The 13,752-nt window shown below is 35.5% G+C and carries 13 protein-coding genes; all 13 read right to left on the reverse strand.

Features of this window, described 5'->3' with window-relative positions; translation table 11 throughout:
- Nucleotides 1-5 precede the first annotated feature (5 nt).
- Entirely contained in the window at nucleotides 6-1,316 is a 1,311-nt protein-coding gene (gene der, locus ACOI1D_RS09500; RefSeq protein ID WP_422501037.1) for a ribosome biogenesis GTPase Der, read from the reverse strand.
- Between the two features lie 115 nt (nucleotides 1,317-1,431).
- Nucleotides 1,432-2,043: a YphA family membrane protein gene (locus ACOI1D_RS09505; RefSeq protein WP_422501038.1), complete on the reverse strand. Its 612-nt coding sequence runs from the start codon at nucleotides 2,041-2,043 to the stop codon at nucleotides 1,432-1,434.
- Between the two features lie 161 nt (nucleotides 2,044-2,204).
- On the reverse strand, nucleotides 2,205-3,338 hold the full coding sequence (gene rpsA, locus ACOI1D_RS09510) for a 30S ribosomal protein S1 (RefSeq protein WP_422501039.1): 1,134 nt from the start codon (nucleotides 3,336-3,338) through the stop codon (nucleotides 2,205-2,207).
- A 157-nt stretch (nucleotides 3,339-3,495) separates the two neighbouring features.
- Nucleotides 3,496-4,173 (reverse strand): (d)CMP kinase, encoded by a 678-nt coding sequence (gene cmk / locus ACOI1D_RS09515; RefSeq protein WP_422501051.1) that lies wholly within the window; start codon nucleotides 4,171-4,173, stop codon nucleotides 3,496-3,498.
- 168 nt (nucleotides 4,174-4,341) lie between these two features.
- Nucleotides 4,342-4,998, reverse strand: a complete 657-nt coding sequence (locus tag ACOI1D_RS09520; RefSeq protein ID WP_422501040.1) for a flagellar brake protein — start codon at nucleotides 4,996-4,998, stop codon at nucleotides 4,342-4,344.
- A gap of 78 nt (nucleotides 4,999-5,076) precedes the next feature.
- Complete coding sequence (gene ypeB / locus ACOI1D_RS09525; protein WP_422501041.1) at nucleotides 5,077-6,420, reverse strand: germination protein YpeB; 1,344 nt, start codon at nucleotides 6,418-6,420, stop codon at nucleotides 5,077-5,079.
- A gap of 15 nt (nucleotides 6,421-6,435) precedes the next feature.
- Nucleotides 6,436-7,224 carry a spore cortex-lytic enzyme gene (gene sleB, locus ACOI1D_RS09530; protein ID WP_422501042.1) on the reverse strand — a complete coding sequence of 263 codons (789 nt, stop codon included), beginning with the start codon at nucleotides 7,222-7,224 and terminating at the stop codon, nucleotides 6,436-6,438.
- Between the two features lie 211 nt (nucleotides 7,225-7,435).
- Nucleotides 7,436-8,098, reverse strand: a complete 663-nt coding sequence (gene prsW, locus ACOI1D_RS09535) for a glutamic-type intramembrane protease PrsW (protein ID WP_422501043.1) — start codon at nucleotides 8,096-8,098, stop codon at nucleotides 7,436-7,438.
- Between the two features lie 697 nt (nucleotides 8,099-8,795).
- Nucleotides 8,796-9,779: an asparaginase gene (locus tag ACOI1D_RS09540; RefSeq protein WP_422501044.1), complete on the reverse strand. Its 984-nt coding sequence runs from the start codon at nucleotides 9,777-9,779 to the stop codon at nucleotides 8,796-8,798.
- A gap of 27 nt (nucleotides 9,780-9,806) precedes the next feature.
- Entirely contained in the window at nucleotides 9,807-10,784 is a 978-nt protein-coding gene (locus ACOI1D_RS09545; RefSeq protein WP_422501045.1) for a YpdA family putative bacillithiol disulfide reductase, read from the reverse strand.
- Nucleotides 10,785-11,018: 234 nt separating this feature from the next.
- A complete protein-coding gene (locus ACOI1D_RS09550) occupies nucleotides 11,019-12,299 on the reverse strand; it encodes a Glu/Leu/Phe/Val family dehydrogenase (RefSeq protein WP_422501046.1) in 1,281 nt (426 codons plus the stop codon).
- Nucleotides 12,300-12,471: 172 nt separating this feature from the next.
- On the reverse strand, nucleotides 12,472-13,050 hold the full coding sequence (locus ACOI1D_RS09555; protein WP_422501047.1) for a genetic competence negative regulator: 579 nt from the start codon (nucleotides 13,048-13,050) through the stop codon (nucleotides 12,472-12,474).
- A 93-nt stretch (nucleotides 13,051-13,143) separates the two neighbouring features.
- Nucleotides 13,144-13,752: metallophosphoesterase (locus ACOI1D_RS09560; RefSeq protein ID WP_422501048.1), on the reverse strand; the 609-nt coding region annotated here is incomplete at its 5' end.

Below are 13,752 nucleotides of genomic sequence, written 5' to 3' on the forward strand. Positions count from 1 at the left end.
CCCCCTTACTGTCTTCTTCTAGCAAAGATTTTAATTGGTGTTCCAACAAATCCAAATGCCTCTCTTATCTTATTATCCAGAAATCGCTGATAAGAAAAGTGCATTAAGTCTGGGTCATTAACAAAGATTACAAAACTTGGTGGTTTTACAGCTACCTGGGTTGCGTATAACACTTTCAAACGTTTCCCCTTATAAGTAGGTGTTGGATTCATCGCAATTGCATCCATAATAACATCGTTTAAAACATTTGTTGCAATACGAATTGAATGGTTTTCACTAGCGACCTTAATAGCCGGTATCAGTGTATGTAACCGTTTTTTAGTTTTGGCTGACAAAAAGACTATAGGTGCGTAATCCAGGAATAGGAAATGAGCACGTATTTTTTCTTCAAAATCTTTAATAGCTTTCTCATCAGATTCAATCGTATCCCACTTGTTAACAACAATAATAATGGCACGACCTGCTTCATGGGCATATCCAGCTATCTTTTTATCCTGCTCCTGTATTCCGGTTTCTGCATCAATTAATACCAGAACAACATCAGAACGTTCAATTGCTTTTAACGCACGTAAAACGCTATATTTTTCTGTTGTCTCATAGACCTTACCACGTTTACGCATGCCAGCTGTATCAATAATAACGAAATCCTGATCATCCTTATGAAGATGGGTATCAATTGCATCTCGTGTTGTACCCTCAATTTCGCTTACAATAACACGATCCTGATTAAGTAATGCATTTACCAGTGAGGACTTGCCTACATTTGGTCGACCAATCAAGCTGAAATAAATTGTGTCTTCATTAACATCTTCCATTTCTCGTTCAGGAAATTTACTAACAACTTCATCTAATAAATCACCTAATCCAAGTCCATGAGAACCTGATAAAGGAAATGGTTCCCCAAATCCAAGTGAATAGAATTCATAAATTTGTTCTCTCATTTCTGGATTATCGATTTTATTTATACCAAGCACGATTGGTTTGTTGGATTTAAATAAAAGCTTTGCTACCTCTTCATCGGCCGCCGTTATGCCTTCTCTACCATTTACAAGGAAAATGATAACATCTGCTTCATCAATAGCTACCTCTGCCTGATGCCTCATCTGAACTAATAAGGGTTCGTCGCCGATTTCGATGCCTCCAGTATCAATAACATTAAAAGTGGAGGTTAGCCATTCACCTTCAGCGTATATTCGGTCTCTTGTTACACCAGGAATATCTTCTACTATTGATATACGTTCTCCAACTAATCTATTAAAAATGGTTGATTTACCAACGTTAGGTCTTCCTACAATTGCTACTACAGATTTCCTCATGAAAGGAACATCCTCTCTCTACTACCAAAATTTTATGTTTGACTTTCTTATTATAACTTCAATTTATTCTAGCAAAAGAACAAGATATAAACAATTATTTTCGTTACAATAGTTATTAATCCTCTGTTATTACACGAAAAGATTTTTTTAAGATACCCAACAAGGATTTGATTTTAATCCATAATGCTTGAAATCCTTCTATTCCAATAAGCGAAAATAGTATAACCATAATACAATCAAAAAACACATACCCTCCGATTGACTCATTAATTGAGTAACTAGATAAAATAAAACTATAAACCAGTTCTCCACCGCTCACCCCTAGTAATGCAGTATAAACTCGATCATAAAATCCCTTAGGTATAATAAGAATTACAATCAGAACAATTATAAAAGGAGATACAAATGTTTTAGAGATCATTACCCAAAGCGGAAAATAATTTTCCCACAACCTGATCGTTAGGTATAAAACCATAATGGTTAAAGAACAAAATAAATGATAATATAAATAGGAACTTTTTGAGAACATGAACATAGCACCCAAAGCCAAGAGTACAAAAGAAATCGTAAATTTAAATCCCATAATTGTTAGATACACATCTGAAAAGGCTATAATAAGAAGAATCCAAAGCCCTAGTAATGTGCGACTTTTACCCTTTTTCATTAAAAATGTAATGTAGATCCATAATAACCAACTTAACCAGTAAAATAGTAACCCATTTGTCATTTTCATCACCTTATACTAAGTATGACAAATTACAACCAAATTTAAACTTAGGTTAATGGCTTAAAAGACTTAATTAATTAATTCTTGGTGAAATCAGAGTCATTTGCCTTCAGAATGAAAGAGCACAACTCCCAGTTGAGTTGTGCTCCTTTGTTTTTCTTTTATTTTTTATATTTATCTAGCTTGTTTCCAATCATATCCCCAAGTTGAAAACTGGATTGTTCTTCATCTTTTTCATATTTCTTATACTCAGCTGCTGCTTGTTCTTGCTCTAACTCTTTGATACTTAATGACATTCTTTGTTCTTTTTCATTCACATCAAGCACTTTAACTTCCACTTTTTGCCCAACCTCTAACACCTCTTGTGGGGTGCCAATATGACGGTTAGCAATTTGTGAAATATGCACAAGACCTTCAATACCTGGCAAAACTTCAACAAATGCCCCAAAATTCACCAAACGTTTAACGGTTCCTTCCAGGATGTCGCCAGTAGATACTTTACTACTAACCTCGGTCCAAGGTCCTGCTAAAGTTTTCTTATGAGATAATGAAATACGCTCATTATCCCGGTCAATTGAAAGAACCTCTACCTTTATTTTTTGTCCTTCTGACACAACATCTGAAGCTTTTTCAACACGTTGATGGGAGAGCTGTGAAATATGAACAAGTCCATCTATGCCACCAATATCAACAAATACGCCAAAGTTCGTTAGTCGTTGAATTGTGCCTTCTAAAACCTGACCTTCTTTTAACGATTGTAAAATATCCTGTTTTTGTGTAGCTGACTCTTCTTCAGTAACGGCACGGTGGGACAAAATTACTCGATTTTGTTCGCGATCTAAATCAACAATTTTTACTGATAACGATTTATTAATGTAATCAGAAAAGTCCTCTACATAAAAGGTTTCTACTAGAGAAGCAGGTATAAACCCTCTAAGTCCTACATCAACAACAAGTCCACCCTTTACAATTTCTTTTATTTCAGTTTCAAACACGACTTCGTTTTTATATTTATCTTCAAGCTCTAACCAAGCCTTGTCGGAATCAACAGCTTTTTTTGAAAGGATTACCTCGTCATCCTCCACTTTTTTAACCATAAGTGTAAGCTGGTCACCTTCTTTTACAACATCACCTGCAACCTCAATATGGAGATTAGACAACTCACCAATTGGGACTATTCCTTCCGTTTTGTAACCAATATCAACGAGCACCTGTTTCTCATCAACTTTAACAACAGTACCTTCTACTGTGTCGCCGACATTTACTTCCAACATTTCATTTCCTGATTCACTCATCTAAAAAGCCTCCTTAAAATACATAAAACAACAATATAAAAAACATTCTTTTTTATAACTTCTAATAATTATAATTATTTGTCAAGTAAAGTAGTTTATAAACTGGGGGTTTATTCAATTTCCAATTTTATACATTAATTTGCTAATTGGGTTCGAATTAGCTTTTCACTACTTTTAATGCTTCGCCTAGAATTTGATTTGCTACTTCGTTGATAGATAATGAAGTCGTGTCTATTTCAATAGCATCTACTGCTTTAATTAGAGGTGCAGATTTTCGCTTAGTATCTATTGAGTCCCGTTGTTCAATTTCCTTTTTCAGTTCTTCTATATCAGAATCGAATCCTTTTTTAATGTTTTCTTCGTGACGACGTTTTGCACGCTCTTCAACAGTTGCGTGTAGAAATATTTTTACCTCTGCATCTGGAATCACGTGTGTACCAATATCCCGGCCATCCATAACGACACCTCGTTTTTTCGTTAACGCCTGTTGCCGCTTAACCATTTCTTTTCGAACCTCTGCATGTTTTGCAACATGGGAAACGTTATTTGTAACTTGAAGCGAACGTATTTTCAGGGTTACATCAACCTGATCTAAGTAAACCTTTTGCCCTCCTTCTGTTTGTTTAAGTTCCACTATCGTAGATGTAAGTAACGTTGCTAAATCTGACTCATTTTGCAATGACACTTGCTTGTTTAATGCCTTTAGCGTTAAAGCCCGATACATCGCACCAGTGTCAATATAAATATAGGAGAGTTCAGCTGCAACCATTTTAGCAACTGTGCTTTTCCCTGCTGCTGCAGGACCATCAATTGCTATCGCTATTCTTCTTTCCACCATTAACTCTTTTCATTCCCCTCGTAACCAATATAATAAATCAATCGTCTATTGATAGTATTATTCTCTATTTTACTAAAAAAACTTGGCAAATGCCAAGTTTGAAAAGTGAATTGCTTATATTAAATATAACATAAACAATAATTGCACTGCCTGTTTTCTGTCTAATTAGATTCTTTCCTTTGTCCGTAATTCACGCTGTTTCTCAAAGCAATATCGTATTAAGACTTGCTGGTCATGGTTAGACATATTTTCAAACTTAATAGAAGCTGTATGTATGTTACTGCCAGTAATAACTCGTACCACCCTTGATTGGGTACTTATATAATGAAATATACCGTTTTGCATTTCTAAAACTATCCATACATCTAAGCTGTCATTTTCATTTAATAAATGGATTGAAGGCAAGATTACTAATAAACCACCACCACTTATATCAGAAGTAACCGTGACAAAAGGCTTTGTATTGTGTTCTTTACTATGAATAGACACGTCAACTGCAGTCTCTATTCTTACAAATGAGCGGCGCTGAATTCGTTTAATGTCATCTTTGTCAGGTATACTTATTGCTAATGCAGGAATATTTAGGTTTGCTTTAGCTATAACTTTTGTGCTAAAAGAATATACAGAATGGTCGTTTCCAATGTAAGAGGTCTGTAAATTTGTTCCTTTAGGTAACAAAACCGTTCTTTTTGTTTTTATGTTAACAGGGTAATCTATAAATAAAAATCGCTCATTTTTATCAATGATTTTACAACGGTAGTTTGTGCTTTCATCTTTTTTGGTTTTCTTTTCGGTAAGTGTTAGCTGTGTACCTATTTCCATATTCCATTATCCTCTCACAAAGATACTATACACTTATTATTACAGAAAAATCAAAAAAGGGGAAGAGTAAATCTTCCCCTATAAAACTAAATCCAGATTAACTTCAGTACCATTTAACTTTTCTATTTTCTCTTCTCTTCCATCCATTGCATTAATAAATATACGAAAAGTCTCGTTATTTAAAACACCTAAAAATTCGTATGTTAGTACCTCCTTGCCTTCTGTATTGTCAATAACAGCCATATGCTGCTCCTGTATTTTAACACTTGGATTAACTTTACTTTTCGCATCCTTTTCCGAAATTTCTGGAGATGGAATATCCCGCTTTTTATGGTTCATGAAATAATTTCTAGCTGTCGATCCAAGTATATCACCGTTATCTAAAGCAACCTTCACTTCTATAGCGTCTGAATATACACGCACTCCATCTTGATTGTACAGAAAAGAAAATACTCCAACATTGTTGTATTCATTGCTTTGGTAAATCATCATATTTTCTATACCTTGTTTTTCCAAAAATGCATTTGCTTTCTCAAGTCCTTGATTTAAACTTATCTTATTTTTTTTAACAGGTCTATTAACCAAAAAAGTAACCGGATGGCCTCCTTTTTGCGTCATATCCATATAAACATTTTTATCTGGACCTCTGTAAGAAATACTGTACATTGGAACATCGGCACCCTTACCAGTTTTGGTTATATTAATCTTTGCATCGTTACCTAAATCAAATAACTTTCTGCTTTTCTTTAATGCTTCTTCTTCGCTCATTTTTGAACCAGATAAGAACTGATAGGGATGGTCCTGAGATGAGGTCCCGATTAGATTGGATTCGACATTACTCTCTGAATACCCTTTTACCTTTTTTTCAACCGTTTTAAATCCATCAATGATCGTATTATCTGCCTTTTCTTCTGTAGAAGCTAAAGCAAGCTGTACGTCCATCCAGCGTAAGTTATTTTTTAACACTAAGTACTGTACTTTTCTTAATTCCTTCTTGATATCTCCCGATTGTTTATAAAGCTTCGTTAATTTTTTAGTTTCATCTTCTGATAATGGTTTATTATCCAAGTCTCGTACAGCGGTTTTATACGTGAAGTCCCCAATGTCAGATAGAAACTCTTCTGTCTTGTTAAATGGTATCAATGCCAATGGTAATTGACCAACATTTGACAATGCTTGAGAGGTTAATCTCCAAATCTCAACTAATTGTGGAGACAAGCTAGTTGGTGAATTCATTGCTAAGGAAGTTCCAATTTTGTTGTGAAGTAAATCAATATGATAGGTTAACTCATGGAATGCCCTTTGATAGTCGTTTTCAGCTTGAATTAAGATGGAGTTTTTTTCTTGATGCTCTTGAAAACCCCATACCCCGACCCCAACTATACCTACTGTAAGTACGGTTATTAAAATCCATCGAACCAATGTAATCACTCCTTCCTATTTAGAATATATATGTTTCCCAATTTTTTTAATCTGTGGCCTTGACCAAATCCAATCAGAAGTAGCTGTATTTGGGTTGAAGTAATATAAAGCATTTCCTGAGGGATCCCAACCGTTAATAGCGTCAATTACAGCTTCTTTAGCAGTTTCATTTGGGGTCAACCATATTTGACCGTCAGCAACTGCCGTAAAGGCCCGGGGTTCAAAAATTACACCAGAAACAGTATTTGGAAATGTTGGCGTGTTTACCCGGTTTAAAATAACGGATGCTACTGCTACCTGCCCCACATAGGGTTCTCCACGCGCCTCTCCATACACCGCATTGGCCATTAATTGTATATCATTTTGTGAATATCCTTCCGGCACGTTTTTAGCCGTAGGAGTTGGAGCTGCATTTTTACCCTTATCAGGGCTTGGATTGTTACCAGTTTGTTTATTCGTGTTAGTAGGCTTTTTATTTGTTGTACCACCGTAATCATATTTACTTGCTTTCACTAGTTTTTGCCTAGTTGTTAAACCAGCTAATCCATCAATTTCCAGACCAAATTCATACTGAAAGTTTCGTAAAGCCCAATATGTCCCCCAACCAAACACACCATCAATTTCACCATTGTAGTAACCAATATACTGTAATCTAGATTGTAATTCGATTACATCGTCACCGACAGCACCATGTTGGATGACTTGTGATGAAAATGCGTAAACGGGATTATTTGTGCTAGTTGCATGCGTTAGAAAGGTTACACACGAGACAATCACTAACACCAGCCCTACTTTTCGAAGCATATGTTTTTCCTCCTAACAGCTTATGAATTTCATAACTCTAGTTTCCGAACATGTTGTTTTTTTATACATTAATTGATTAGAAAAACATTTGTTTGAGAATTTTTAATTAGAAAACTCGGCTTATCGCCAAGCCTTAATGGCCACTTAGTTGCACTTATGAAGAAAGAAAGTTTTTATACATAGAAAAAACCTTTGCGAGTTCACAAAGGTCTTAACTGTTAGATATTTTAGTTGGTAAGGTGGCATTTGCAACTTTTACCCTTCTCAAGGCGACCGCCCACAAGAAAATCATAAAAGGAATCAATAAAAGTAGCCAGTCACTCGTAACTTTTATTAATATAAAATTATAGACACCATGAAGGAGGAATGGAACAACAAGTGCTAATGAAATGTTTGCCTTTTTCTTTTTAATTTCTATCTTAGCTTTCCCAAAATAAAAACCCATAATAACACCAAATAATGCATGAGATGACACAGGGAAAAGCGCACGGGAAAAAGCGTATTCAATTCCGTTTGATAATAAAAACAAAAAGTTTTCTACTGTTGCAAATCCTAAACTGATTGCAACAGCATACACAATTCCGTCATAATGAGCATCAAACGCTGTATGATGATAAATAATGTAAATAAAAACAAACCATTTAAAAAATTCTTCCATCAATGCAATTACAAAAAAGGATTGGATAATATCACCGTTCCCAATACCTTCAGATTGTAATGCATATTGCATAAACATAATCGGAAATACTAAAATAGCACCATATATAAAATTACGAACAATTAGATGGAGTGGTTCTGTAAAGCGATCCTTTAAATAAAAGAAAGACATTAACGCAAGTGCAGGTGCAACACCGGCTGATAGTATAGCAAGCATAGTCTAACCTCATTCTAAATAAGTTAACTCAATAGTAACATTAACTAACTATTTTTAACATACAAACTGAGTTAACAAGGCAAATAATCCAACTTTAAAAATGCGGTCCTTTTCATAAGCTTTGTTCCTCTATAATCCTCGCATTTGATGTAAATTGTGACGTAGTGAAAATTCTTTTGATGCCGGCAGAATACTTCGCTTTCCACGGGCACGGCCTCAGTCTCCTCAGAAGCAAAGAACGCTTCTTCCGGGGTCTTCGGACTCGTGCTGTTCTAAGTAGGAGTCTTCGTATTCTGCCGTAACGGCGTCTAAGTTCTATATTTTCACGGAACCCCTTCTCCCTTGAGAAGAAAGCTATCTAAAGCTACGGAAAAATGCGAGACTCCTCAAAAATGAAAACCGCATTTTCTTCGTGCGATATCTTTCAAGAAGCGTTCCTTATCCAGTGAGAAAGGAACAGTCTGAAGACCCCGCAGTGAGCGGTAGATGACGCGTGCCGACTAAGACCGTCCTTTGCGGACAACATCGGCATACCCCTTGCCGGGGCAAGGAGGCTGAAGCGTTCCCCACGGAAAGCGAGTGTTTTTCCGTAGCACTGGATCAACACTATCTAATAAAGGCGGTAGGAAATAAACATAGCTGTAATGTCGCAGTTTATAGATTATCTGTCAATAACAACAATCTTTAAGAAAACAGCCTAATAAAAAGAAGGGTCATAGATTCGTTCTATATTGGGGTATTCACTTGCTAATCCTACCATAAGCTTAATTCTAGCCTTCTTGCTATCGTAATCTCTACCCAAAATAACACCATTTTTAAATAAATCATATGCACTGCCTAAATAATCGTAGGTAGTGTATACTTCTCCTTCTTCAGCAGATGTTGTGACGACAACCTTAATTCCCTTTTCAACACAACGTATAATTTCATTAACCATTGCAGGAGCAACTTGTCCTCTACCAACACCTTCTAGGATTAGGCCCTTTATGTTGGAGTCTCTGGCAGTACGAATATATTTGGCATCTGCATCCATATAACATTTTATAATGTCAACTTCAGGCAGATCCTTCTTAATTTCAAAATATTCATTTGTGATCGGCTTTTGATGTACATGTACATAGCCATTATCAATAATTCCTAAATAACCGAATCCAAATGAGTTAAATCCTTGAATGTTCGAAGCATGTTCTTTCTTTACGTATTTTGAATGGAAAATACGTTCATTAAAAACAACTACTACCCCAACATCATAAAGATCATCACTGCAAGCTGCAAGAATAGAATGTTTAATGTTACTGAATGAGTCTGTTCCAACTTCATCCGGAGCACGTTGTGAACCCGTAACTACAATTGGCTTCGCATGATTAGTTACCAAATTTAAAAAATAGGAAGTTTCTTCTATTGTATCTGTACCATGGGTTATAACAATACCATTGACTTCAGGTTTGCTTAAATGTTGGTCAATCTTTTGTTTTAAAAGTAATAGGTCCTCATACGTGATATGCATACTAGCTTTTTGGAAGACAGACTCCACTTCTATATCTATGTCTATGTCACTAGGTATGTCACAGAGCTCGAGCAGTTCATCTCCATTAATAACACCTGATTCTAATAAACCGGAATCACTATTCTTTTTACTTGCAATCGTACCTCCCGTTGATAAAACCACTACTTTTTTCATTAAATATCACCCAGCTTCTCTATTTAATTATTCTTTATTTATAATTGCGTTTGCTATTGCTTGCCCATGATGTCTGCCATTCTCAATAAAAATTTTGTTGTTATTGAATCCAGCTGCTATTACACCAGCTACAAATACTCCTGGGATATTTGTTTCATACGAACTTTCATTAAATTGTGGTCGTCCGCTATTTTCTTCAATTTTTATTCCGATTTGTCTTAAAAAAGCATAATCCGGTTTATACCCTGTCATGGCAAATACAAAGTCATTAACAACGACTTTTCTTTCACCATTAACCATATAAATAACGTGTGTGTTAGTTATTTCAGTTACTTCCGCGTTAAAATCCATCTTCACTTCTTCTTTTCTTACCAAAGCATCAAACTCAGGTAATATCCATGGCTTTATGCTTTTAGAATACGATTCACCTCGGTATAAAACTGTAACATTAGCTCCTGCTTTATGAAGCTCTAGTGCTGCATCAACGGCTGAATTTTTCCCACCAACTATTAGGACTTCTTTGTTGAAGTAAGGATGTGACTCTTTAAAATAATGCATCACTTTTCCAAGTTCTTCTCCAGGAATTCCCATGTAATTTGGCTGATCATAATAACCGGTAGCAACAACTACATTTTGAGCTTGATAGCTCTTAATTTGACCATTAATTGATTCTGTATCAACATGAAAAAGTTTACCAATCTTTTTAATAGAGGTTACCCTTTCAAATGTATTTATACGTAAATTATGTCTGTCTGCAACAGACCTGTAATAGGCCAATGCTTGATTTCTAACCGGTTTTTGCCTTTCTGTTATGAAAGCAATATTACCAATTTCAAGCTTTTCACTTGAACTGAAGAAAGTTTGATGTGTAGGAAAATTATATATTGTATTGACGATATTTTCTTTTTCAATTATTAATGGTTGTATGTCATGATTTTGTAATTCAATAGCACAAGACATCCCACATGGGCCACCGCCCACGATAATGGTATGTTCAACTTGCAACTCAATACACTTCCTTTACTTTACATTTTTATCCGGACTGCGCTTATTTGTATAGTTAGTTACCCGAGCTTAAACTAAGTTCTGCAGTAAATACAAAAAAACCCCTACCTAACTATACACGATAAGAGTTTTTTCGTCATTAAATTCGGTTTTTTGCATTTGCTTATTCTTAATTAAAACAGTACGTCCAATGCTCAGTGCTGGGAAGGTTAATTAAGCGCTATATCCTTTACTTTAAACCCAACCACGGAAACGTGAAGCTTCTGCCATTTTCCTTACGCCAATCATATAAGCTGCTAATCGCATATCGACACGCCTAGTTTCAGCTGTGTTATAGATTGAATTAAATGCCTTAACCATAATTTTGTTTAGCTTTGCCTCTACCTCTTCTTCTTCCCAATAATAGCCCATATTATTTTGTACCCATTCAAAATAGGAAACAGTTACGCCTCCAGCTGACGCTAGAACATCGGGTACAAGCAAAATTCCACGCTCTGATAGAATTTTTGTTGCTTCTAGAGTAGTCGGACCATTTGCTGCTTCAACTACAATACTAGCCTTTATATTATACGCATTATCTTCTGTAATCTGGTTCTCCACAGCTGCTGGTACTAAAATATCACAGTCTAACTCAAGTAAATCATTGTTTGAAATAGTATTGTCAAACAGTTTAGTAACTGTTCCAAAACTGTCACGTCTATCCAATAAATAATCGATATCTAGACCCTCGGGATCATGAAGGGCTCCGTAAGCGTCCGATATTCCTACCACTTTGGCCCCCGCATCATGCAAGAATTTAGAAAGAAAGCTTCCAGCATTTCCAAATCCTTGAACAACCACCTTAGCTCCTTTTAGGTCAATTCCTTTTTTCTTTGCTGCTTCATTAATGCAAATAATTACGCCTTTTGCAGTTGCAGATTCTCTACCATGTGAACCACCTAAAACAATTGGTTTTCCTGTAATAAATCCTGGATTATTAAATTCATCAATTCGGCTGTATTCATCCATCATCCAAGCCATAATTTGTGAGTTGGTAAATACGTCCGGAGCGGGAATATCCTTGTTCGGTCCAACTATTTGACTAATCGCACGAACATATCCGCGACTTACACCTTCTAGTTCACGGAAAGACATTTCACGTGGGTCACACACAATTCCGCCTTTTCCACCACCATATGGCAAGTCAACAATACCAGCTTTTAAACTCATCCAGATAGATAATGCTTTTACTTCAGTCTCGGTTACATCTGGATGAAATCGAATCCCACCTTTAGTTGGACCAACAGCATCATTGTGCTGCGCGCGATAACCAGTAAAAATCTTCATCGATCCGTCATCCATGCGAACTGGTATCCGAACAGTCATCATACGTATAGGTTCTTTTAATAGTTCAAATACCTCATCAGGATAACCCAATTTTTCTAAAGCTGTTTTGACAACAGTCCTTGTTGAGTTTAATACATTATCTTTTTTACTTTGTCCCTTAGTAGAATCTGCTGCTTTATCGGCTACCATGAACTTACCTCCTAGTAAATCTACTCATTATTATATATATATATAGCTACACTCAGAGATTAGTATACACTTTCATCATAAATATGCAATAAAAGAAAGGTTTTTTCTCCAATTATTTTTTTATATTGAAAACGTTACCATTTACTGTTCATAAGAGTTTAAAATCTTGTTGTTAATAAAAGTTATCAATTATCTGATTTATTGCGTTATGTTCCATGATTGTCTTTCCATATTCGTTTAATCTTGCAGAAGTAACGATACTTGGAGAAGAGAATTCTGATAAAATCGCAATAACATTTTCTTTCTGTGATATATTGAGCTCGTTATCCTTTAATAACATATAGTATTTTTCGTCCATAAAATATACCTTTCCACCTGTAATCGAAACATTGGTAAGATATGTGGCAACTTGAATCAAATCCTCAAATTCCTGAAAACAAAAAATCAATTCATTGCTTTCGTCTAATGTAACTTTCATTTCAATAAAATCCTCATCCCAATTTGTATGTTCTATTTTTTGTGTCACATACACATGCATACCTTGTGCCTGCATCAAATGTACATGTACAAGGAGCATTCCTTCCAATTCAATGCCAAGCTCACTGCTGGCTTCATACATCATGTCACTAAATAAATTTCCCGCGTCTTTAACATCATTCCACAGTTCTTGGGTTGTGAAACCTCTTTCAGTTAAATCATCAAAGGTTAAAAAGATAGTGAATTGATCATTTGATATACGCTCAATACGCATTGTAGAAACCCCCTTCGCACACTAGATGTTTTTTTATTCTTGTTCACTTCTTGTAATACTATATGCAAATAAAGTGTACATTGCACATACTCTTTACACTTTTTCTTTAAAACTTATGACATGACATTCGGACCTTGTTCCTAAACGAAACGGTAGTCTAGTGTAACCATAACCTTCACTTACTAATATATAACTTTTTCCTTTCCTTTGAAAACTTCCCTTTTCATAAAAACCAAACCCTGCTATCCGTATTTGGCCACCGTGCGTATGTCCTGCTAAAACCAAATCAACTTCTTCCTGCTCCTCTTCAGACATGTCATTAAAGGCACTTGGTGCATGTGTCACCAGTATCGTATAGTTGTCTTGTTTATTCTTGCTAGCTAGATCGTACCGTGCCTCTTTATACTTACAGCAATCAAGCCCCACTATATTAATACTTTTTCTACTAACGGTTTTCATACACCGCGTTTCATTTGTCAGTATAATTACACCATTTCTTACTAGCGTTTGATATAAAGCTTCAGGATTCTCTTCATAGTCATTATTACCCCAAATAAAATAAATTGGTTTTCCCCACTTTTTTAATAAATCTAAATTTTGTCTTACCCTTTTAAGAGGAACCCCTTTTTCCTTTAAGTCACCACCGATAATAATAAGATCAATAGCACTGTTAATTTTATTCAATGTAGACGATCTTACCCT

This window comes from Virgibacillus sp. DJP39 (assembly GCF_049310925.1).
Taxonomy (GTDB): Bacteria; Bacillota; Bacilli; order Bacillales; family Amphibacillaceae; genus Virgibacillus_F.

Coding starts and splice junctions, on each gene's coding strand:
- ACOI1D_RS09555 (WP_422501047.1), bottom strand. CDS start 13,050: ATGCGTATTGAGCGTATATCAAATGATCAATTCACTATCTTTTTAACC.
- der (WP_422501037.1), bottom strand. CDS start 1,316: ATGAGGAAATCTGTAGTAGCAATTGTAGGAAGACCTAACGTTGGTAAA.
- ACOI1D_RS09505 (WP_422501038.1), bottom strand. CDS start 2,043: ATGACAAATGGGTTACTATTTTACTGGTTAAGTTGGTTATTATGGATC.
- prsW (WP_422501043.1), bottom strand. CDS start 8,098: ATGCTTGCTATACTATCAGCCGGTGTTGCACCTGCACTTGCGTTAATG.
- sleB (WP_422501042.1), bottom strand. CDS start 7,224: ATGCTTCGAAAAGTAGGGCTGGTGTTAGTGATTGTCTCGTGTGTAACC.
- ACOI1D_RS09540 (WP_422501044.1), bottom strand. CDS start 9,779: ATGAAAAAAGTAGTGGTTTTATCAACGGGAGGTACGATTGCAAGTAAA.
- ACOI1D_RS09520 (WP_422501040.1), bottom strand. CDS start 4,998: ATGGAAATAGGTACACAGCTAACACTTACCGAAAAGAAAACCAAAAAA.
- rpsA (WP_422501039.1), bottom strand. CDS start 3,338: ATGAGTGAATCAGGAAATGAAATGTTGGAAGTAAATGTCGGCGACACA.
- ACOI1D_RS09550 (WP_422501046.1), bottom strand. CDS start 12,299: ATGGTAGCCGATAAAGCAGCAGATTCTACTAAGGGACAAAGTAAAAAA.